At 70.9% G+C, this 21,257-nt stretch carries 15 protein-coding genes; 12 read left to right on the top strand and 3 right to left on the bottom strand.

Translation table 11 applies throughout. The features are described from left to right. Nucleotides 1–4: 4 nt before the first annotated feature. Nucleotides 5–901 (bottom strand): phosphoribosylaminoimidazolesuccinocarboxamide synthase, encoded by an 897-nt coding sequence (locus ATSB10_RS11985; RefSeq protein ID WP_063673032.1) that lies wholly within the window; start codon nt 899–901, stop codon nt 5–7. 106 nt (nt 902–1,007) lie between these two features. Between ATSB10_RS11985 and ATSB10_RS11980 the strand changes: the two genes are divergently transcribed. The 6 genes from ATSB10_RS11980 (at nt 1,008) to ATSB10_RS11955 (ending at nt 6,875) form a co-directional block, all read left to right on the top strand. Beyond that, entirely contained in the window at nt 1,008–1,322 is a 315-nt protein-coding gene (locus tag ATSB10_RS11980) for a c-type cytochrome (RefSeq protein ID WP_063673031.1), read from the top strand. Next, entirely contained in the window at nt 1,319–2,122 is an 804-nt protein-coding gene (gene djlA / locus ATSB10_RS11975) for a co-chaperone DjlA (protein ID WP_063673030.1), read from the top strand. The genes ATSB10_RS11980 and djlA overlap by 4 nt, the downstream gene beginning before the upstream one ends. Before the next feature lie 100 nt (nt 2,123–2,222). Then, the gene (gene rpe, locus ATSB10_RS11970) at nt 2,223–2,891 is read left to right on the top strand and encodes a ribulose-phosphate 3-epimerase (protein ID WP_063673029.1); all 669 of its coding nucleotides are present in this window, start codon (nt 2,223–2,225) and stop codon (nt 2,889–2,891) included. Between the two features lie 690 nt (nt 2,892–3,581). Further along, nucleotides 3,582–4,271, top strand: coding sequence for a proteobacterial dedicated sortase system response regulator (pdsR, locus tag ATSB10_RS11965; protein WP_017463644.1), 690 nt, complete (start codon nt 3,582–3,584; stop codon nt 4,269–4,271). Continuing rightward, a complete protein-coding gene (locus tag ATSB10_RS11960; RefSeq protein ID WP_063673028.1) occupies nt 4,259–4,840 on the top strand; it encodes a hypothetical protein in 582 nt (193 codons plus the stop codon). The genes pdsR and ATSB10_RS11960 overlap by 13 nt, the downstream gene beginning before the upstream one ends. Nucleotides 4,841–4,853: 13 nt before the next feature. Further along, complete coding sequence (locus ATSB10_RS11955) at nt 4,854–6,875, top strand: ATP-binding protein (protein ID WP_063673027.1); 2,022 nt, start codon at nt 4,854–4,856, stop codon at nt 6,873–6,875. Here ATSB10_RS11955 and ATSB10_RS19730 read toward each other — a convergent pair. Both ATSB10_RS19730 and ATSB10_RS18985 read right to left on the bottom strand, forming a co-directional pair. Then, complete coding sequence (locus ATSB10_RS19730; protein ID WP_063673026.1) at nt 6,870–8,135, bottom strand: energy transducer TonB; 1,266 nt, start codon at nt 8,133–8,135, stop codon at nt 6,870–6,872. The genes ATSB10_RS11955 and ATSB10_RS19730 overlap by 6 nt on opposite strands. A gap of 97 nt (nt 8,136–8,232) precedes the next feature. Beyond that, complete coding sequence (locus tag ATSB10_RS18985) at nt 8,233–9,375, bottom strand: pilin (RefSeq protein WP_157469216.1); 1,143 nt, start codon at nt 9,373–9,375, stop codon at nt 8,233–8,235. Between the two features lie 277 nt (nt 9,376–9,652). Here ATSB10_RS18985 and trpE point away from each other — a divergent pair, with 277 nt between their 5' ends. The 6 genes from trpE (at nt 9,653) to recD (ending at nt 21,167) form a co-directional block, all read left to right on the top strand. Next, a complete protein-coding gene (trpE, locus tag ATSB10_RS11940; RefSeq protein ID WP_063673025.1) occupies nt 9,653–11,128 on the top strand; it encodes an anthranilate synthase component I in 1,476 nt (491 codons plus the stop codon). 5 nt (nt 11,129–11,133) lie between these two features. Next, on the top strand, nt 11,134–11,820 hold the full coding sequence (locus ATSB10_RS11935; protein WP_063673024.1) for a hypothetical protein: 687 nt from the start codon (nt 11,134–11,136) through the stop codon (nt 11,818–11,820). 65 nt (nt 11,821–11,885) lie between these two features. Continuing rightward, nucleotides 11,886–12,257, top strand: coding sequence for a hypothetical protein (locus tag ATSB10_RS11930; protein WP_157469212.1), 372 nt, complete (start codon nt 11,886–11,888; stop codon nt 12,255–12,257). 77 nt (nt 12,258–12,334) lie between these two features. Then, nucleotides 12,335–15,805, top strand: coding sequence for an exodeoxyribonuclease V subunit gamma (gene recC, locus ATSB10_RS11925; protein ID WP_063673022.1), 3,471 nt, complete (start codon nt 12,335–12,337; stop codon nt 15,803–15,805). Continuing rightward, nucleotides 15,802–19,368, top strand: coding sequence for a UvrD-helicase domain-containing protein (locus ATSB10_RS11920; protein WP_063673021.1), 3,567 nt, complete (start codon nt 15,802–15,804; stop codon nt 19,366–19,368). Before recC ends, ATSB10_RS11920 begins: the two co-directional genes overlap by 4 nt. Continuing rightward, complete coding sequence (gene recD, locus ATSB10_RS11915) at nt 19,365–21,167, top strand: exodeoxyribonuclease V subunit alpha (protein ID WP_063673020.1); 1,803 nt, start codon at nt 19,365–19,367, stop codon at nt 21,165–21,167. Before ATSB10_RS11920 ends, recD begins: the two co-directional genes overlap by 4 nt. The last annotated feature ends 90 nt before the right edge of the window (nt 21,168–21,257 follow it).

Genomic DNA, 21,257 nt, shown 5'->3' with positions numbered 1-21,257 from the left:
TGCTTCAGTCGATGGTGATGCCGGCCAGCCGCTGCAGCGCCTCGGCGTACTTGGCCGAGGTGCCGGCGATCACCTCCGGCGGCACGTGCGGGCCGGGCGCGGTCTTGTTCCAGTCCAGCGTTTCCAGGTAGTCGCGCACGAACTGCTTGTCGTAGCTGGGTGGGCTGATGCCCACCCGGTACTGGTCGGCCGGCCAGTAGCGCGAGGAGTCGGGCGTGAGCATCTCGTCCATCACGTACAGCTTGCCGTCCTCGTCGGTGCCGAACTCCAGCTTGGTGTCGGCCAGGATGATGCCGCGCTCGGCGGCATAGCCGGCGGCCCAGCGGTAGATCGCCAGCGTGGCCTCGCGGACCTTGTCGGCCAGCTCGCGACCGACCGCGTCGACCACCGCATCGAAGCTCACGTTTTCGTCGTGGTCGCCCACGGCGGCCTTGGTCGACGGGGTGAAGATCGGTTCCGGCAACTGCTGCGCCTGCTTCAGGCCTGCCGGGAGGGCAATGCCGCAGACGGCGCCGGTGCGCTGGTAGTCCTTCCAGCCCGAGCCGATCAGGTAGCCGCGGGCGATCGCCTCCACCGGCACCGGCTTGAGCCGGCGGGTGACCACGGCGCGCTTCGCGTACAGCGCCAGATCGGTGCCGGCCGGCAGCACCTCGGCCAGCGGCACGTCGAGCAGGTGGTTCGGCACCAGGTGGGCGGTCTTGCCGAACCAGAAGTTGGAGATCTGGGTAAGCATCTCACCCTTGCCCGGGATCGGGTCCGGCAGCACCACGTCGAACGCGGACAACCGGTCGGTGGCCACGATCAGCAGGCGGTTGCCAGTCAGCGCGTAGACGTCGCGCACCTTGCCGCGATGGATCAGCTCCAGGCCGGGCAGGTTCGATTGGGAAAGGGTGGTGGGCACGATTCGGTTCCGGGTAGGGCGGGCGCGGCATAGTGTAGCGGGTGCGCCGGGTCGCACCGCGCGGCCGGCTGCTAGACTGACGCGTCTCCAACCCCATGTGTTGCCGATGCGAAACGTCCTGATCGTGGCGCTGGGCCTGGCCGCTGCCGCCACGCCGCTCCGGGCCGAAATGCCCCCGAAACCCGCCCGCCTCGGGCTTTGCGCCGCCTGCCATGGCGAGCACGGCATGGCGCAGATACCCGGTGCGCCGAATCTCGCCGGCCAGCGTCTGGACTACCTGCGCGAAGCGCTGCGCCAGTACCGCGATGGACGCCGCAACGTGGCGCTGATGAAGGCCGCCATCGGCCCGATCAGCGACGAGGAACTGGACCAGCTCGCCCGCTGGTACAGCGCGCAGACGCCGGTGGCGCCAGGCCCATGAGCTACACCTATACGTTCTGGCTCGCGGTGGTCGGCCTGTTCCTGGGCCATGGCCTGCCCGGTGCGATCGTCGGCGCGCTGATCGGTTTCGTGCTCGACAACATGCGCTACAGCCAGCGCCGCAGCGCGGTGCCGGAGGCCGGTGGATTCATTCGTCCGTTGTTCGAGCTGCTCGGGGCCGTGGCCAAGAGTGACGGCCGCGTGTCGGAGGCGGAGATCGCCATCGCCGAGCGGCTGATGACCCGCATGGGCCTGGAACAGGGCAAACGCCAGGAGGCGATCGCCAGCTTCAACCGCGGCAAGGCGCCGGAATTCGACGTGACCCGGTCGATCCACGAGCTGCGCGACTGGGTCGGCCTGCGCCGCGACCACGCCTTCCCGGTACTCGACGTGGTGATCGAGACGGTGCTGGCGGAAGGCAATCCGCCGCCGGAGAAGATGGCGATCCTGCGCCAGCTGGCCTTCGCCATGCGGGTCAGCGACATGGAACTGATGGCGCTGATGGCGATGAAGGGTTACGCCTGGAATGCCACGGGTGGCGGCCCGCGCGGTGGCCACGGTGGCGGCGGCTACGTGCCGCCCCAGCGAAGCAATCGCGGTCCCGATCCCTGCGCGGTGCTCGGCATCCCGCGTGACGCCGACGAGCGGGCGATCAAGCGCGCCTACCGCAAGCTGATTTCCGAGCACCACCCGGACCGTCTCGGCGACCTGCCCGAAGACATGCGCAGGCAGGCCGAAGCGCGGGCCAGCGAGATCAACGCGGCCTACGAACGCGTCAAGGCCGAGAAAGGCTTCAAATAAGCGGCAGCGTAGGAGCGCACCTTGTGCGCGAAAAGCCTACGAAGAGGTAACGCCGCACGTTCCGGTCGCGCACAAGGTGCGCTCCTACAGAGATCAAGCCATGAGCAAGCAGTCCCCCATCATCGCCCCGTCCATCCTCTCGGCCGACTTCGCCCGGCTCGGCGAGGACACCGCCAGGGTGCTCGCCGCCGGCGGCGACTGGGTGCATTTCGACGTGATGGACAACCATTACGTGCCCAACCTGACGATGGGGCCGATGGTGCTCAAGGCGCTGCGCGACTACGGCATCAGCGCGCACATCGACGTGCACCTGATGGTCAAGCCGGTCGACCGCATCGTGCCGGACTTCGCCAAGGCCGGCGCCAATTCGATCAGCTTCCATCCGGAAGCAAGCGAGCACGTCGACCGCACCATTGGCCTGATCAGGGAGGCTGGCTGCCAGGCCGGGCTGGTGTTCAACCCGGCTACACCGCTGAACTGGCTCGACCATGTGCTGGACAAGCTCGACTTCGTGTTGCTGATGTCGGTGAACCCGGGCTTCGGCGGGCAGAAGTTCATCCCCTCGGCGCTGGACAAGCTGCGCGAGGTGCGCCGCCGCATCGACGACAGCGGCCGCGCGATCCGGCTGGAGATCGACGGCGGCGTGAGCGCCGACAATATCGGCGCCATCGCTGCGGCCGGCGCGGACACCTTCGTCGCCGGCTCGGCGATCTTCAATGCTCCCGACTACGCCGCCGCCATCTCGGCGATGCGCGCCGCGATCGGCTGAAAAAGAAATCCCGGTGCCGGGGCACCGGGAAAAGCGTCGCGGGACGCGTTCAGGGAGATCACCTGGATGGACGTCGCGCTACCGCCGGCCGCTTGGCCAGGCGGAAGCGTTCCACGGCCTTGCGCGACGTCATCCGCCGAATTGGATCGGTACGGTGCGAAATGGTTCCGGTCCGTTCATCTTTCTGCAGTCGCCCAAAAAAAGCTCCCCTCGTCGAGGGGAGCAAGAGGAACGTCCATGGAGGGCGGGTCAGAGCGGGTGCCAGTCCGGATCGGGCTCCTGCCCCCGGTCTCCCATCGCGCATCCCTGCGCGGCCGGGAGTGGCGAGCCATCCGTGGCGAAGAGGGCGACCTGGTGATGTGAATGGCTCATGGCGGATCTCCTCAGTGCAGTGCCATCAGCAGTCCGAGCACGAGCCCACCAACCGCTAGAATCACGCGCAGCGGCTCGAAACCGCGCAGCTCGGCATCGCGGTCGGTGTTTTCGTCAAGCGTCTTGGTCATGTCGGATATCCGTTGGGCGGTTGAGGCGTATCTGGCACCCCAAGCCCGGCGAGACGGCGGCGGCGGCGGGACTTTCACCCGATGACTTCGGGCAATTTGCGGGCGGCCTCGGCCAGCAGCTTGCGCATACCTGCCGCGCCATGCACGCTGCGCGCCACACGAATCCGGATTGCACAGGGAAACTGCCATGGGACGCAGCGTCGCCATCGTCGAGGACGAACCGCTCATTCGCGCCAACTACGTCGAGGCGCTGAACCGCTTTGGCTATGACACTCGCGGCTACGGCTCGCGGCAGGAGGCATCGAGCGCCTTCGCGATGCGCCTGCCGGAGCTGGTGATCATCGACATCGGCCTGGGCGATGAGCCCGAAGGCGGCTTCGACCTGTGCCGGGAGCTGCGTGCCAAATCTGACACGCTCCCGATCATCTTCCTCACCGCGCGTGATTCGGATTTCGACGTGATCTCCGGCCTGCGGCTGGGGGCCGACGATTACCTCAGCAAGGACACCAGCCTGCATCAGCTTGCGGCGCGCATCGCTGCGCTGTTTCGCCGCATTGCCTCGCTGCAGGCGCCGGCCGCGAGCGAGACGGTGATCGAGCACGGCCCGCTCAAGCTCGAGTCCGAGCGCATGCGCATCACCTGGAACGGTGAGGAAATTCCGCTCACCGTCACCGAATTCTGGATGGTGCACACGCTGGTGCGCTTCCCCGGTCACGTGAAGAACCGCGACCAGCTGATGCGCGAGGCCGAACTGGTCGTCGACGACGCAACCATCACCTCGCACATCAAGCGCATCCGCAAGAAATTCGTCGCGGTGGCGCCGGAGTTCGACGCGATCGAGACCGTGCATGGCGTGGGCTATCGATGGAAGCCGTGAGGCGCTGGTGGCTCGTGCTGGCGGTCGCCTTGCTCCTGGCTGGCCCGGCGCTCGCCGGCGAACCGGTCGTGGCCAGTGGACAGGCCGATGGCGCCACAGCGGCCTGGACCCTCATGGCACGGACCCCGGACGGTTGGACGGCCGACTGCTGCACCTACGCCCGCGCCATTGGCGTGGACGCGGTGGTGTATCGCGGGGAGTGGAGCGGCGAGCCGCAGCGGGTGATGGTGCTCAACGCGTGGCCGGCCAAGCTGCCATCGCTGGACGCCGAATTGGCGGCTGATCGATCCGGCTACCTGCACCGCGATCCCACGGGGCGGGCGCTCAGCCTGCCGATCGCTCATCCCTCGATGCACTGTGCGGCGAACGTCTACGAAGGCAGCGACCGCGTCGACGACATGGTCGTGTTCTGCGACCCGGGCAAGGCCTCCGGTATCCGTTTCAGCTGGTCGATGACGCTGGCCGCCGACGATGGCCAGCGCCGTGCGCTGCTGGATGAACTGCTGGCGGTGGTCCGCAGCACCGTCTACCGGCGCGGGGCGACGCAGCCGACGGCGGCCAGACATTGATCGTGCACCAGGCATGACGCTTCGCCGCAAGCTGCTGCTGGTTGCCCTCTGCACCCTGGCGCTGCCGGTGGCCGGCTGGCTGTACGTGCGGCAGATGGAGAACCTGTTGCGTGACGGCCAGGCGCAGGCACTGACCGCTTCGGCACGGGCGGTGGCGCGCAGTCTGGCGGTCGCGGGGGCAGGCCTGCCGGAGGGCGATCGGGCCTGGTACGTGCAGCCCGCCCAGACACCGATCACGGTCGACGGCTACGGCGATGACTGGGCGCCACTGACACCTTGGAGCCAAGCGGTGGGGGCGCGCGGCAAGCTGCTGCTGGCGCAGGATGCCAGCGGCCTCTACCTGTGGCTGGACGTGCGCGACAGCCGGCGTACCCGCGCCGACATCGGTGATCCGCTGGTGCTTCGCGCCGATCACGTGGTGCTGGCCCTGTCCCGGGGCGATCTGCAGCGACGTTACCTGCTGGCCAGTTCCGGCCCGGGCCCGGTGACTGCCCAGGCGCTCGATCCGCCGGTCGCCGGGCTGCCGGACACGTTCGCCGCGCAATGGCAGGAGGACGGCAGTGGCTACCGCATCGAGCTGCGTCTGCCGGGTTCCGCCGGCATCACCGGGCTGGGCGTGGGCGTGTTCGATCCCGCCGATGGCGGCAGTCCTCTGGCGGTCGAGCAGCGCCCGCTGCTGGCCTATTCCGATGCACTGTCGGCCGAACTGGCCCGCCTCGCGCCGGACGATGTCTATGCCCGCGTGCTGTCGCCGCAGGGGTGGCTGATGGCGCGCAGCGGGCGGTTGCGGCCGGAAGGCGACGGCAGGCAACCGGGTTGGTTCGCGGCGCTGATCTACCGCTCGCTGCTGGCTGACCGGGTACAGGCGGCGGAACCATGGATGCAGGACACGCCTCGGCTGGAATCGCCCGAGGTCGCCCAGGCGCAACACGGACAACCGGCGGCGGTCTGGCGGGAGGGCGAGACACGCGCTTCGGTGGTGCTCGACGCAGCCGTGCCGATCGAACGCGGCGGCAAGGTGCGCGGCGTGCTGTTGCTGGAACAGACTAGCCGGGCGGTGCCGCTGCTGGCGAACCGGGCCTTGTTCGGCCTGCTGCTGACCAGCTTCGCCGTGCTGTTGGTAGCCGGTGGCATCCTGCTCGCGTTCGCCACCCGGTTGAGCCTTCGACTGGGCAAGCTGCGCGATGCGGCGGAGCGGGCCCAGGCGGCCGACGGTCGCCTGGACGGCCTGTTCCAGCGTGGCCGCTTCCCGATGAGCGACGCGCCGGACGAGGTCGGCGATCTCGCGCGCAGCTTCGAGAAGCTGTTCGAGGCGGTGGGCGGCTATACCGACTATCTGCGCACCCTGGCATCCAAGCTCTCGCACGAGCTGAACACGCCGATCGCGATCGTCAAATCCTCGCTGGACAATCTCGAGCATGCGCTAGAGGCCGACGGTGGCGTGTCCGCGGATGCGGCGTCCTATCTGGCGCGTGCCCGCGACGGCACCGCCCGGCTGGGCATGCTGGTGCGGGCGATGAGCGAGGCCAGCCGGATGGAGCGCGCGATCGCCGCCGCCGAGCCGGAGGACGTGGACCTGCGAGAGGTGGTGCGCGGCTGCGCCGAGTCGTACCGGACGCTGGCCGGCACGCGCCGCTTCGACTGCGAGTTGCCGCCATCGCCGCTGCCGTTCCACGGCGCTCCCGAACTGATCGCACAGGCGCTGGACAAGCTGTTCGACAACGCGCTCTCGTTCACCCCGGCGGACGGCTGGTTGCGGCTGGAGCTGCGTCCGCTCGATCGCGGCGCGGAGATCACCCTCGCCAACCAGGGGCCGCCGCTCCCGGAAGCCATGCAGGGGCGGCTTTTCGATTCCCTGGTCAGCCTGCGCGACAAGGCCACGCCGGGCGACGCGCCACATCTGGGCCTGGGTCTGTACGTGGTGCGGCTGGTGGCCGAACGACACGGTGGGCAGGCGCTGGCACGCAACATCGAGGACGGGCAGGGCGTCGCCTTCACCCTGCAACTGCACGGGATGCCGCGCGCGCGGCTATAGCGCAGGCTTGTCCAGGTGGAAACGCACCGGTACGCGGGTGCTCGCCGTGGTGGCGTGACCGTCCGGTCCCAGTGCGCGGAAGCGCCACTGGCGGGCCGCCTGCAGCGCGGCCGCATCCAGTTCCGCGAAGCCGCTCGACTGCGCCACCCGGATGTCCAGCGGGCTGCCGTCCGGGCCGATCGTGAAGGCCAGCAGCACCGTGCCCTCGTGGCGCTGGCGTACGGCGTCTGCCGGGTATTTCGGCGCGGTCCTGCTGACGATTTCCACGCTGGCCGCACCCGGTGCGCCGCCATAGGTGAGCGCCCAGCCGCCATCGCTCGGCTGCAGGCGCACCCGGTAGTGCTCGGCCGGATTGCACGAGGTGCCGGGGCTCTCGCAGCGCTGCACCGTGTAATCGAGCTGGCCTTGTGCGTCGAGGGAAAAATCGAGCCGGGTGTGGCGTGGGTCGACCGGCGGATCCAGCGGCGTGCCGACGAACACGCCGTCGTGGAAGACATACAGCTGCACCGCATCGGGATGGCAATGGTCGTCGTGCCCGACCACCGCTTCGGCGACATAGTTGTCGCCTTGGCGCTGGGCGCGGCCGGTGAGCTGGCGCTCGCCTCCGGCCAGCAGGAAGCGGTCCTCGTCGCCAGTTGCCGCGGCGCCGGCCGCGTCCGGGCAATGCACGGACGGTGCAGCGGCCGCCATCGGCTGCAGCGGGCGTGGGACGTAGTGCACCGGAGGCGTGGCGGGCGGGGCAGGCGTGCGCAGGTGCAGCCAGATGCCGGCCAGCGCAACCACGACCGCCGCAGCCGCCAGCCAGCGTCCATGGCGACGCAGCAACCCCTTCGGCGGTTGCGGCCGCGCCGGCAGCGGTGGTGGTTCGCCAGCGGTCGGCAGCGGCGGAGGCATGATCGACGACGGCAGATCCTGCCAGCTGTCGTCACCGTCATGGCACCAGCGGTCGGCCGGCTTGCCGAACCGGTCCAGCACGCTGGCGGGCAACGGCCCCAGGATGCGCTCGCCGCGCAGCAGCCAGATCAGCGGCTGTCCGCCGGGCAAGGTCTCCGCCTGTGCGCCCAGCTCGCCGAGCTGCCCGCGCTGGCGCGCCGCGGTATCGGCATCGAGGCCCTGGCGAATGATCAGCGGCGCCCGCTGCCACACCTTCTGCTCGAACGCCTCGGAAGTCATGCCGAATGCCGCGGCCAGCCGGGTACGAGCGGCCGCGGGGTCCGGATCGGTGAATTCGCCGGTGAGGATCAGGCAGTACGTGTCCATGCGCCACGCATTCCTCGGAGGGTTGACCGCAAGCTTACCCAAGACCGCGGATGGATCGCGCCGGCCTGCGACCCGGCGCGGTACCGCGTCTGTCGCCTCAGGGGCGACAGCGGATCGGCAGGTACTGCGGGCGGATCGTGGTCTCGGGGCTGTCGCAGCTCCATTGCAATTGTCCCTGGCCATCGCCATGCGGTTCCAGCACCAGGGCCCTGCCGCGCAGCGTCGCAGTCGCCTGCGGCGAGTCGAAGTGGATCACCAGCTTGCCCGCGTCCACGTCGACGGCGGACACGTAGCGGCCCGTCAGCGAGTCCGCCGCGCCGAGTCCCGCGTCAGTGTTGTCCTTCGGCAGGTCGCCATGCTGGGCGTAGTACCCGGCCACGGCGGCCTCGGCGCTGCGGGCGACCGAGAATGCTTCCATCACCTGGGCCCGCACCAGATAGCTCTGGTAGGCCGGAATGGCGATCGCGGCAAGGATGCCCAGCACGAAGGGGAACAGCCACAACAGGTAGAACACGCCTTTCGGCGGCGGCGGGTCGGTGCGGCCGGTCTCCTTCCAGCGGGCCAGCCAGCGCAGCTGCCCCTGCAGGTAGTAGACGTTGAAGAAGAACAGCGTGATGCCGCCGATCCGCACCGTGGGCGTCCCGCGGTTGAAGTGCCGCTCCAGCGATCCGGCCATCGAGAAGTAGGCGGCGACGAACAGCACGATGTACGCCATCATCAGCAGCAGCCCAAGCATCGCGGCGCCGCCCGCCGATTCCCCGCGCGGTACCGCGCCGGCGATGACCATGCCGTAGCCGAGAACGAAGCTGCCGAAGGCCAGCCCGAGCATCAGCGTGGCGCGGCTGCGCGGGTCGACCTTGCGCACCCAGCTGGACTGGATGAACGGCCAGATCAGGCCGAAGATGCCGAAGGTGACCATCACCAGCAGCAGGAGCACGCCCCAGTGCATCGAGGGTGGGGCAGGCAGGTCCGCGGGGCGCCGCCCGGATGCATCGGACGGGTCGCCGGTGAAGAAGCCTCCCGGTGGCGATACGGCCGGAGCGTCGAACGGCGGCGGTGGGGCCGGTGCCACGTCGGGGAACACCTGCGCCAGTGGCTGCCAGGTCGCCATGCCTTCCCGCCAGACCAGCGTGTCCGGGCCGAAGCGGCCTTCGCCGATCCACTGGCGGACGCTCGCCTCGCCGTAGGGTCCGTGCTTCTGGCCGTTCCGGCCGATCCAGTATTTGGCCTCGCTACTCACCGGCACACTCCTTTTTCCCTGGTGACGACAGATCCGCCCGACCGTAGGCGAGCAGGTGCACGGGGAGTCCGGGATGCCGGCCTTCGTGCAGGCAGCGGCCTGCGGCGGCGCCTGCCTGGCGCCATCCTGACGAAGGGCGAGCGATGCATTCCCCTGGATTCCCCGTCGGTCAGCCTAGGTGCGCAGCCCGGCGGTCGCAACCACCGGCACGCCGTGCCCCGGCCCCGGCGGGCTGGTATCTTGGCGCGGCTGTCTTTCCTGCCTGGATCGCTCCCCCGTGATTTCCCGCGACGAATTCGACGCGCTGGTGGCCCAGGGCCACACGCGCATTCCCTTGGTGCGCGAGGTGTTTTCCGACCTCGACACGCCGCTGTCGGTGTACCTGAAGCTGGCCGATGGCCCGTACACCTTCCTGTTCGAGTCGGTCGAGGGCGGCGCGACCTGGGGACGCTATTCGATCATCGGCCTGCCGGCGCGCCGCGTGTACCGCCTGCGCGGGCACGAGCTGGAGGTGGAGGACGCCGGCGAAGTCACCGAGCGCCGCCACCTGGACGACCCGCTGGCCGAGATCGAGAAGCTCCGCCAGCAGTACGACGTGCCGCGGCTGCCGCAGCTGCCGGCCTTCTCCGGCGGCCTGGTCGGCTACTTCGGCTTCGAGACCATCGGCTACATCGAGCCGCGGCTGGCGAAGTGGGATCGCCCGGACGAGCTGGGTACGCCCGACGTGCTGCTGATGCTGGCCGAGGAAGTCGCCGTGTTCGACAACCTGAAGGGCCGGCTGTACCTGATCGTGCATGCCGACCCGTCGCAGCCGCATGCCTACGCCGAGGCGCAGCGCCGGCTCGACGCGCTGGTCTATCGCCTGCGTCAGGGTGGGGCGTCCTACCCGCAGCTCACCCAGTCGGTGGCGCTGGACGAGACCGACTTCAAATCCTCCTTCACCAAGGCCGAGTTCGAGGCGATGGTGGAGCGGGCCAAGGAATACATCCGCGCCGGCGACATCTTCCAGGTGGTGCCCTCGCAGCGGCTCAGCGTCGGCTTCAACGCGCGGCCGGTGGACGTGTACCGCGCGCTGCGGGCACTGAATCCCTCGCCGTACATGTACTTCGTCGACCTCGGCACCACGCAGATCGTCGGCTCCTCGCCGGAGATCCTGGCACGGCTGAAGGACGGCAAGGTGGTCGTGCGCCCGATCGCCGGCACGCGCAAGCGCGGTGCCGACGAGGCGGGAGACGCCGCGCTCGAGGCCGAGCTGCTGGCCGATCCGAAGGAGCGTGCCGAGCACGTGATGCTGATCGACCTGGGCCGCAACGACGTCGGCCGCATCACCGACACCGGCAGCGTCACGGTGAGCGAATCCTTCGTGGTCGAGCGTTACTCGCACGTGATGCACATCGTCAGCCAGGTCGAGGGCGAGTTGTGCGACGGGCTGTCCTACATGGACGTGCTCAAGGCGACCTTCCCGGCCGGCACGGTCAGCGGCGCGCCGAAGATCCGCGCGCTGGAGATCATCCAGGAACTGGAGCCGGTCAAGCGCAACATCTACGCCGGCGCGATCGGCTGGATTGGCTGGTGGGGTGACGCCGACACCGCCATCGCCATCCGCACCGCGGTGATCCAGGACGGCCGCCTGCACGTGCAGGCCGGCGCCGGCATCGTCTACGACTCAGACCCGGCGTCGGAGTGGGAGGAGACGATGAACAAGGGCCGTGCGCTGTTCCGCGCCGTGGCCCAGGCGGCGAAGGGGCTGTGAGTCGCATGGTCCGTCATGGAGGCGCCGGCGTGCTGCTGGCTGGTGTGCTGGCCGCGGGCGTGCACGCCGACGGAGTGCCGCCGGCGCCGGCCTGGCCCGACACCGCGCTGGCACGCACCGAGGCGCTGGCCCTGCTGCAGACCCTCAATGCCGACCTGCTCAGCCACGACAGCGCCACGCTGACGCTGGAACGCTGGTGCGCGGCGCACGGCATGGCCTCGCCCGCCCGGGTCACCGCCGAGCACGTGCACGGCCCGGCCCGACCCTTGCCGGACGATCTGCGCGCGCAGCTCGGCATCGCCGCCGACGAGCCGGTGGCCTACCGCCGGGTCGCGCTGCGCTGCGGCGGGCGCACATTGTCCGAAGCGGAAAACTGGTACGTGCCGTCGCGCCTGACCGCCGCCATGAACCACACCCTGGAGACCACCGACACGCCCTTCGGCAAGGTCGTCCGACCGCTGCATTTCCGCCGCCGCACGTTGTCCGCCGAACTGCTCTGGTCGCCGCTGCCGGCCGGCTGGGAGCAGGCCGCCGAACTGCCGGCCGATCATGCCGGCCTGCTGCCGATACCGCCGCGCCTGCTGCAGCACCGTGCACTGCTGTTCGATGGAGAGGGGCACCCCTTCAGCGCGCTGATCGAGACCTACACCGACCAGGTGCTGGCGTTCGAGCCCCCCTCCGCGCACCCGTGAAAGCGGGTTAACATGCTGATCGGCGCTGCCCAGGCGTCGAACCGCAAGGCCCGTCCGAGACCGCCATGTACGATCACGAACTCGCCCGTCTGCCCTATCGTCGCCCACCGATGAACCGCGGGATCGATCCGCAGCGGTTGAACTGGCTGTGGCGCCTGATCTGCGAACTGGGCGAGGTGCAGCCGGACGAAGTGGTCGAAGCCCTGCACGCGGCGGTGGTACCGGTCGATGCGCATCGCGCGCGCAGCTGGACGGTCGGCGATCGGGACCCGGGCTTCTTTCCGATCACCCTGGCCGAACTCGAGCGCAACCTGCGTGCGCTGATCGCCCTGCGCCAGGCGCGCGAGCACACCGAACGCGGCCTGCAGCGTGTCGCGGCCGAATCGACCGCTGCCGACGCCGATCTGGACGCTGGGGATCTGCCGCTGGAGTGGTGATGCGCGCGGCCGTCGCAGCGGCTGCGATGGCCCGATGATGTGATGGCCGGACCCTGCCGCCCGCTATCATCCCCACGATGCGACCTGCCCCCACGGACGACTTCCACCGCGGCCTGGTGATCTACCGGGCCAGCCGGCTCGAAGCCCTGCTCGATCCGCTGCTCACCCTGCTCGACAGCGCACCGCCGGCGCACGTGCTGGCGCCGCAGACGGTGATCGCCGCGCACCCGGGCATGCGTCACTGGCTGGCCGGCGCGCTGGCGCGCAAGCGCGGCACTGGCGGCATCGTCGCCAACCTGCGCATCTCGCTGCCCAGCAGCTGGCTCGACGAACTGGCGCTCACCGTGCTCGGCAGCGGCGCGGTGGCGCTCACGCCATACCGCCGCGACCGCCTGCGCTGGCGGATCCACGAACACCTGCCGGACATCGACTACGCCCGCGTGCAGGCCTATCTCGCCGGTGGCGACGCGGCGCGCCGTCGTTACCAGCTGGCCGACCGCCTGGCGCGCCTCTACACGCAGTACCTGGTCTACCGGCCGGACTGGCTCGACGCCTGGGAGCACGGTCGCGACGACCTGCCGGAACCCACCTTCATGGCACCGCTGTGGCGCCAGCTGCGCGCGGAGATCGGCCTGCCGCACCGCGGCGAGCGGGTGCAGGCGCTGGTGCGCGAGCTGGCGCGCGATCCCGCCCGCCACGCCAGCGACGAGCCGCTGCACCTGTTCGGCATCAGCCACCTGGCCCCGGCCGAGCTGGCGCTGCTGGGCGCGGTGAGCCAGCTGCGTCCGGTGGTGCTGTATGTGCCCGATCCCTGCCGCGAGTTCTGGGCCGGCCTGCGCGGCGAGCGCGAGCAGCTGCGCGAGGTGGCCGCGCGCACCGATTTCAGCGCGGCGTCCGAGCAGCATTTCCTGCAGATGGGGCATCCGCTGCTCGCCGCCTGGGGGCGCATGGGCCAGCACTTCATGCTGAACCTGCAGCGCTTCGACGACGCCATCGCCATGGACGTGCGCCACTGGCAGGACGAGGCGCCGCCGCCGGGCGAGCGCGACGGCCTGCTGCAGCGGCTGCAGGAAAGCCTGCGCGCGCTCGATCCCGCGTCGATCGCCCCGTTGCAGGGCGGCACCGACGCGGCGCTGGCCGACCGCTCGCTGCGCGTGCACCTGTGCCACACCCGGCTGCGCGAACTCGAAGTGCTGCGCGATGCCCTGCTCGCCGAGCTGGCCGCGCGACCGGACTTGAAACCCTCGGACATCGTGGTGATGGCGCCGGACATCGCCGCCTACGTGCCGCTGCTGCCGGCGGTGTTCGGCGAGGCCGGCCGCCATCACGGACCGCTGCCGTACCACCTGGCCGACGTGGCGGTGGCGCGCACGCATCCGCTGCTCGACGCGTTCAGCCGGCTGCTGGCGGTGCCCGAGTCGCGGCTCACCGCGCCGGAGCTGCTCGACCTGATGCAGGTGCCGGAGGTGGCACGTGCGCTGGGGTTGGGCGAGGGCGATGTCGATACGCTGGCGCGCTGGCTGCGCCAGGGGCGCGTGGCCTGGGCGCTGGACGGTGCGTTCCGCGAGGGCTTCGGCGTGCCCGGCATCGACGAGCACACCTTCGCCTGGGGCATGGACCGCCTGCTCGCCGGCTACGTGCTGGGCGACGCCGACACCGGCGACACGGGCTGGAGCCTGCCGGACGGCGAGCTGTGGCCGGTGGAAGGCGTGCACGGTCCGCAGGCGGCGATCCTCGGCGCGCTGGACCGCCTGCTGCTGGCGCTGGCCGAGCTGCATCGCGACGCGGCCGAACCGCGCACCGCCTCGGCCTGGGCCGCGCGGCTGGAGCGCCTGCTCGACACGCTGTTCCGCATCGATCCGCGCGACCGCGATGCGGTGGATGCGCTGTCGCTGCTGCGCCGCTTCCTGCAGGCGACCCGGGTGGAGACCGCCGACTGCGGGCTCGACCCGCTGCTGGAATTTCCGGTGGTGCGCGAGGTGCTGCGCGAACGGCTCGCCGCCGCGCCGGAGCGCCAGCGCTTCCTGCTCGGCGGCGTCACCTTCTGCGGCATGGTCCCGCAGCGCGCGATCCCGTTCCGGGTGATCGCCGTGCTCGGCCTCAACGACGGCGAATTCCCGCGCAGCGTGGGCGACGCCGGGCTGGACCTGATGCAGCACCACCGCCGCCTCGGCGACCGCGACGTGCGCAGCGACGACCGCTACCTGTTCCTGGAAACGGTGATGGCCGCGCGCGAGGTGCTGCACCTGTCGTACATCGGCGAAGGCGTGCGGGACGGCAAGCCGCGCAACCCGGCCGCGCCGCTGGCCGAGCTGCTGCAGTGCCTGGATGACCAGGCCGGCCTGCGCGGTGTTGACGCCGACGCGGACGACAAGGCGCCGGTGCCGGGCACGCCACGCACGATCCACCGGCCGTGGCGCATCAAGCATCCGCTGCAGCCGTTCGATCGTCGCTACTTCGACGGCCGCGATCCGCGCCTGTTCACCTTCGACGGCGGCAGCGCCGGCATGGTGCGCGGCGAGCCGATCGCGCCGTTCCTCGAACGCACGGCCGACGCGCCGACGGCGGACGACGAGACCGGCGTGATCGCCCTGCGGGAGGTGCAGGCCTATTTCCGCGATCCCGCACGGCAACTGCTGGCGCAGCGCCTGCACGTGCGCCTGGATGCGCTGGAGGACGACCGCCTGCAGGCCGACGAGCCGCTGCAGCCGGGTTTCAGCGCGCTGGACCAGGTCGGTCGCCGATTGTTGCTGGACGCGCTGGGCGAGGGCCGCTTCGAGTTGCCGGAGCAGGCCCCGGCCTGGCTGCGGCTGAGCGGCCTGCTGCCCGGTGGCCGGCTCGGTCTGGCTGCCTGGATCGCCGAGCGCGACGCGGTGAACGCGCTGCTGGCGACCGCGCGGGCGCACCCGCTGTTCGCCGGCGCGCTGCCGCAGCGCCAGCCCCGCGCCTTGGCTCTCACGGTGGGCGAGCACACGGTGGAAGGCGCGCTGGATCGCGTGTTCGTCACTGGCGACGCGCTGTGGCTGTTCGAGGCCTGGCCGGGCAAGAAGCCGGAGTCGCTGACGTTCCGCGAGCGCGTGCCGCTGTTCCTCGACTGGGCGCTGCTGCGCCTCGCCGCCAATCCGGCGACCGCGGTACGGGTGGCGGTATTCACCGCCGACGACAAGACCGATCTGGGTGCGCCGTTCAACGCCTGGGACGAGGCGATGCTCGCGGCCGATCCGGCCTCCGCACAGGCGATGCGCGAGGCACTGGCCGCGCGCGTCGCCGGTTTGCTGGAAATCTGGCGACAGGCCCAGCAACAGCCGTTGCCCTATTTCCCGCGTACCAGCTGGGCTGCGCTGGACGACAAGCCTGAGGCCGCGCGGCAGGCCTGGGAGGGCGGCTTCAACACCGGCGAGCGCGACTACGCCCCCGGCTATGCACGCCTGCTCGCCGGCGAGACTAACTTCGCCGACGGCCAGCCGCAGCACGCCGAACTGCAGGCGCTGGCCGCGCGCCTGGCGCGCCTGATCGACCCGGCCACGCTCGCCGAGGTGACCGCATGACCGGCACCGCCGAACACGCCGCCGCGCTCAACTGGAGCCGGCTGCAGCTGGCCGGCGACGGCCGCACCCTGATCGAGGCCAGCGCCGGCACGGGCAAGACCTGGACCATCGCCGTGCTCTACCTGCGCCTGCTGCTGGAGCAGGGCCTGAGTCCGCGCGCCGTGGTCGTCACCACCTTTACCGACGCCGCGGCGCAGGAGCTGCGCGAACGCCTGCGCGCGAAGCTGGTGTGGGGCGAGATGGCCGCGGCCGACTGGCAAGACGGTGTCGCCGACACCGCCATCGGCCCCGACCTCGCCTGGCTGCAGGCACGCTGGCAGGACGATCCCACCCAGACCGAACGCGACCGCCTGCGCCTGCGCCTCGCCCAGGCCGAGCTGGACCTGGCCCCGGTCGGCACGATCCACAGCCTGTGCCGGCGCATTCTCGGTGACTTCCCCTTCGAGAGCGGCGCCGGTTTCCAGCTGGGCGAGATGGTGTCGTCCGAGGCGCTGCTGGACGAGTGGTCGGCCGACCTGTGGCGGCGGCTGCAGCAGGGCGAGGTCGCCGTGCCGGAGGCACCGGCCTCGCTGGCCGCGCTGCGTCGCCAGCTCAAGGCCTACCTGCAGCCGGGCGTCGCCTTGTGGGCGCCTGACGCCGCATACCTGGAAGCCGAGTTGCCGGCGGAGCAAGCCGGTGCGCTGGCGGCTTTCGCCGCCGACAAGGCGAATTTCCTGCCGCGCAAGACCGCGCTGAAGAACGCGCTGCTGGCATTGGCGCAGTGGCTGCACGAGCGCGGCGAGCTGCCCAAGGCATCGACCATTGCCAACCTGCTCGGCGCCGAGAGCGATGCCGGCGAGCAGCTCACCGTCGAGGCGCTGGACGCACCGGAGACACGTGCCTTGCTCGCCTTCGCCACGCGCGCCGGCCGCCTGTTCGAATACGCCGCCAAGGCCGATGAGGTGCGCGCCTGGCAGGGCTGGTTGGCGCAGGTGCAGGCCTGGCGCGAAGAGCGACTGGCCGCGCGCGGCCAGCTCAGTTTCGACGAGCTGATCGCCCGCGTCGGCAGCGCGCTCAGGCGCGAGGACCGCGCGCTGGCCGACCGCCTGCACTCGGCGTGGCCGGTGGCGCTGGTGGACGAGTTCCAGGACACCGACGGCCAGCAGTACGACATCCTGCGTGCGATCTACAGCGATGCCGCCGGCGTGCCGCGTGGGCGGCTGGTGATGATCGGCGACCCCAAGCAGGCGATCTACCGCTTCCGCGGCGGCGACATCCACACCTACCTGCGCGCCGCCGACGGCGCCGACCAGGTGCTGCGGCTGGATACCAACCACCGCTCCTCGCGCGCGATGGTCGCGGCGCTGAACCAGTTCTACGACGTCGCCGGTGAAGTGCTGAGTGCGGACCCGGACGGGCGCATCCGCGTCGAGCCGGTGAAGTCCAGCGGCCGCCGCGACGGCGAGCCATACACCGTCGACGGCGTAATGCTGGCGCAGCCGCTGCAGCTCCACTGGCAGCCGGATGTTCCGGCGTCGGTCCCGGCGCGTTCGCGCGAGGCGCTGGATGCCTGTGCACGGCAGATCGCCGAGCTCTTGGCCTCCGGTCGCCATCGCATCGGCCATCGCGCCGTGCAGCCGGGCGACATCGCGGTGCTGCTGCCCGGCAACCAGGACATCACCGAACTGCGCACGCGCCTGCAGCGCCTCGGCGTGCCCTGCGTGGGCGCGGGCCGCTCCAGCGTGTTCGCGCTGGACGTGGCGCGCGAGCTGCAGATCCTGCTCTACGGCATCGACCACGCCAGCGACGAGGGCGCGGTGCGCGCGGCGCTGGCGACGCGCCTGTACGGGCTTGGCTTCCACACGTTGAAGGCGCTGCGCGAGCAGCCCGAAAAATGGCTGGACTACGAGCAGCGGTTCCAGCAGTGGCGACAACTCTGGCAACGGGAAGGTGTGCTTTCAGCTGTGCGCGAGATCATCAAGCACGCGGCGCGCATGCTGCTGGCCGGCGACGACGGCGAGCGCATGCTGACTGACCTGCGTCACCTGGGCGAACTGCTGCAGGCGCAGGCCGACCAGCTGCACGGCAGCGAGCAGTTGCTGGCCTGGTTCGCCCGCCAGCGCGAGGGCGAGGCCGCCGGGGGCGATGCGGCGGACGAGCAGCAGCTGCGCATCGAGTCCGACGCGCAGCGCGTGCGCCTGATGACCCTGCACGCCAGCAAGGGCCTGGAGTTCAACCTGGTGTTCCTGCCGCTGATGTGGGACCACACGCGCAACGCCAACGACACCTTGCCGGTGATCGACGAGCCGCTGTGCGGCCGGCGCGTGATCGGCTTCGGTAAGGCGGCGAAGGCGCAATACGACCACGAGGGCCAGGACGAGCGCTTCCGCGTGCTCTACGTGGCGCTGACCCGCGCCGTGCATGCCTGCCATGTCTACGTGCTGCCGCCGGAGCGCCCGGCGCGGGCCAACAGCGACAAACCGTCCAGCGACCCCGAGCGCGCGCCACTGGACGTGGCGATCGAGCGCCTGCTCGCCGCGCAGGCTGCCGGTCTCGATCTGGCAACGGCGGCGCCGCAGCTCGGCGGGTCGACCGACGGCTGGCCTTGGCGCGCCCATCGCCTCGCGCCGGACGCGGTGGAAGAGGGCGAACGTATCCCGCGCAGGGAGCCAGCGCCGCATCCGGACGCGCGCGTCTACAGCTTCTCCAACCTGGTCCGCGGCGCCCACGAGGGCACGCTGGAGGATGCCGCCGCCAGCGATGAGGCACCGGCCGCCGATGCCGTGGTCGAAGCTCTCGACACCGCACTTCCCGTCGCCGAGCCGGCACCGCCGCATCCGGAGCTGCAGGCGCTGGCGGCGATCCGTGGCGCCGACATCGGCAATGCGCTGCACGCGATGTTCGAGCACCGCACCATCGGCGAGCCGATGACCCGCCAGCTCGGCCTGATCGACCGCGAACTGGGCGACGCCGGCGTGCCGCTGGACGAGCGCGAGCGCCCGGCGCTGATCGAACGGATCGCACAGCGCCTGCAGGCCAACCTCGAGGCCGAACTGCTGCCCGGCCTGCGGCTCGGCGAGGTGATGCCACAGCGCCAGCTGGCCGAGATGGAGTTCCACTACGTGCTCGACGGCGCCTCGGTGGCTGCGCTGCGCGAGGCCTGCGCGCGCCATGGCGAGCCGGCGCTGGTGCCGTTCACCGCGGTCAACCAGCTGCGCGGGCGGATGACCGGCAAGATCGACCTGATCCTCGAACACGACGGACGCTTCCACGTACTCGACTACAAGAGCAACTACCTCGGTGACCATCTGGACGGCTATACGCCCGAGGCCCTGCGCGTGGCGATGGACGACCACCAGTACCGCTTCCAGGCGCTGCTCTACACCGTGGCGGTGGACCGCATGCTGCGTCAGCGCCTGTCCGGCTACCGCCGCGACCGGCACCTGGGCGAGGCGATCTACCTGTTCGTGCGTGCGGTGGGGCTGGCGCCACAGGCCGGCATCTGGCGCCATCGCTTCGACGATGCGCTGGTCGAGGCGGCCGACGCGGCGCTGGCCGGTCGCCTCGAAGGAGCCGCCGCATGAGCGCCTACCGCTTCGTGCCCTCGCCGCTGGAGCTGACGACCGACGCACCGTGGCGTCCGCTCGACCGCGCCGTGCTGCGCTGGACCCTGGGCCACGGCGGCTCGCCGCTGCTGGCGAAGATGGCCGCGTGGGCCAGCTATGCCGACGGCGAAGGCGATACGGCTCTGCCGCTGTCGGGCGACGGCCCGGGTCGTCACGGCATGCCGCGACCGGATGCCGAGGCATTGGCCGCGCTGCGCACCGAACCGCTGGTCGGTGACGGCCACGTACCGACGCCGTACGTGATCGATGCCGACGATCGCTTCTATCTGTGGCGCAACCACGCCCACGAAGTCGCGGTGGCGAACGCGGTGCGCACGCGACGCGCGGCGGCCGTGCCCACATCGGCCGACGAGGCCTTGATCGACACGCTGTTCCACGGCGACCGCTCCGACGCCGTGCAGCGCCAGCGCGAGGCGGTCGCCGCGGTGGCCGGGCGCCGGCTGTTCGTGCTCACCGGTGGCCCCGGCACCGGCAAGACCACCACCGTGCTGCGCATGCTGCTGGCGCTGCAGTGGCAGGCGGCCGGCGCGACGCTGTCGATCCAGGTCGCCGCGCCGACCGGCAAGGCGGCGCAGCGGCTGGTGCAGTCGTTGCGGCAGGGCAAGCAGGCGCTGGCGGCCCAGCTCGACGAAGGCTGGAGCAGCGCACTCGCGGCGATTCCCGACAGCGAGGCGCTGACCCTGCATCGCCTGCTCGGCTACGACCCGCGGCGCAACCGCTTTACCTGCGACGCCGCCCATCCGCTGGCCGCCGACGTGGTGGTGGTGGACGAGGCCTCGATGGTCGACCTGGCCATGCTGCGCGCCCTGCTCGATGCGGTGCGGCCGGAGGCCACCCTGGTGCTGGTGGGCGATGCCGACCAGCTCACCTCGGTCGCCGCCGGCTCGGTGCTGATGGATCTGGTGAGCGCGTTCGAGGCCGATCCGCGCGGCGACCTGGTGCGGCTGGAGCACAGCTTCCGCGCCGAGCGGCAGCTGGTGCCGATCAACCGGGCCGTGCGGGAGGGTGACGGGTGCGCGCTGCGCGAGGCGATGGATGCCGCCAGCGAGGATGCGCGCTGGCGCGAGGTGGCCGACGCCGCGGCACTGCGCCGTGCGCTGGCCGCCTGGTGCGAGCCGCTGGCGGCCTTGCCGATCCGTCCCGAACTGCCACCGCGCGACGAGGCGAACACCGAGGCGCGCGCGGCGATCGCCGTGCAGGGCTTGCGAGCCCTGGCGCAGCGCCAGCTGCTGTCAGCACTGCGCGAGGACGGCTTTGGCGCGCTCGCCCTCAACGGCTGGATCGAGCAGCGCCTGAAGCAGCTCTGGAGCGTGCCGCCGGACCGCAGCTGGTACGCCGGCCGCGCCGTGCTGGTGACCCGCAACGACTACGCCGCGCGCCTGTACAACGGCGATGTCGGGCTGTGCCTGGCCGAGCCGGACGGTTCGCTGCGGGTGTGGTTCGAGACGGTGGACGAACACGGCCGCGCCAGCGCGCGCAGTTTCGCCCCTGGCACGCTGCCGCCGCACGAAGGCGGCTTCGCCATCACCGTGCACAAGAGCCAGGGTTCGGAATACGACCTCGCCGCGGTGCTGCTGCCGCCCGATCCCGAGCACCGCCTGCTGTCGCGCCAGCTGCTCTACACCGGCCTGTCGCGCGCCAGGCGGCAGGTCGAGCTGTGGGGTACGGGCGAGGCGGTTGCGGCGGCGCTGGATCGACCGGTGCAGCGCGCCGGTGGGCTGGCCGCGAGATTGTTGCGGGAGGACGGCGGCGGCTGAGCGGGGGCTTGCGCGGGGGCATAGCGAGCGCCCTGTATTCGATCGGCTCGGGTTCCATGGCGACATCGTTCGCGCACAGGGTGCGCTCCT

It is taken from the genome of Dyella thiooxydans, assembly GCF_001641285.1.
Taxonomy (GTDB): domain Bacteria; phylum Pseudomonadota; class Gammaproteobacteria; order Xanthomonadales; family Rhodanobacteraceae; genus Dyella_A; species Dyella_A thiooxydans.
The sequence above is the reverse complement of the archived record's forward strand: the minus strand, read 5'-3'. Positions and strand labels throughout refer to the sequence as shown.

What these genes read in the sequence shown, in the direction of transcription:
- ATSB10_RS11980 (WP_063673031.1), top strand. Translation starts at nt 1,008, where the DNA reads ATGCGAAACGTCCTGATCGTGGCGCTGGGCCTGGCCGCTGCCGCCACG.
- djlA (WP_063673030.1), top strand. Translation starts at nt 1,319, where the DNA reads ATGAGCTACACCTATACGTTCTGGCTCGCGGTGGTCGGCCTGTTCCTG.
- rpe (WP_063673029.1), top strand. Translation starts at nt 2,223, where the DNA reads ATGAGCAAGCAGTCCCCCATCATCGCCCCGTCCATCCTCTCGGCCGAC.
- pdsR (WP_017463644.1), top strand. Translation starts at nt 3,582, where the DNA reads ATGGGACGCAGCGTCGCCATCGTCGAGGACGAACCGCTCATTCGCGCC.
- ATSB10_RS11960 (WP_063673028.1), top strand. Translation starts at nt 4,259, where the DNA reads ATGGAAGCCGTGAGGCGCTGGTGGCTCGTGCTGGCGGTCGCCTTGCTC.
- ATSB10_RS11955 (WP_063673027.1), top strand. Translation starts at nt 4,854, where the DNA reads ATGACGCTTCGCCGCAAGCTGCTGCTGGTTGCCCTCTGCACCCTGGCG.
- ATSB10_RS19730 (WP_063673026.1), bottom strand. Translation starts at nt 8,135, where the DNA reads ATGGACACGTACTGCCTGATCCTCACCGGCGAATTCACCGATCCGGAC.
- ATSB10_RS11935 (WP_063673024.1), top strand. Translation starts at nt 11,134, where the DNA reads ATGGTCCGTCATGGAGGCGCCGGCGTGCTGCTGGCTGGTGTGCTGGCC.
- ATSB10_RS11930 (WP_157469212.1), top strand. Translation starts at nt 11,886, where the DNA reads ATGTACGATCACGAACTCGCCCGTCTGCCCTATCGTCGCCCACCGATG.
- recC (WP_063673022.1), top strand. Translation starts at nt 12,335, where the DNA reads ATGCGACCTGCCCCCACGGACGACTTCCACCGCGGCCTGGTGATCTAC.
- ATSB10_RS11920 (WP_063673021.1), top strand. Translation starts at nt 15,802, where the DNA reads ATGACCGGCACCGCCGAACACGCCGCCGCGCTCAACTGGAGCCGGCTG.
- recD (WP_063673020.1), top strand. Translation starts at nt 19,365, where the DNA reads ATGAGCGCCTACCGCTTCGTGCCCTCGCCGCTGGAGCTGACGACCGAC.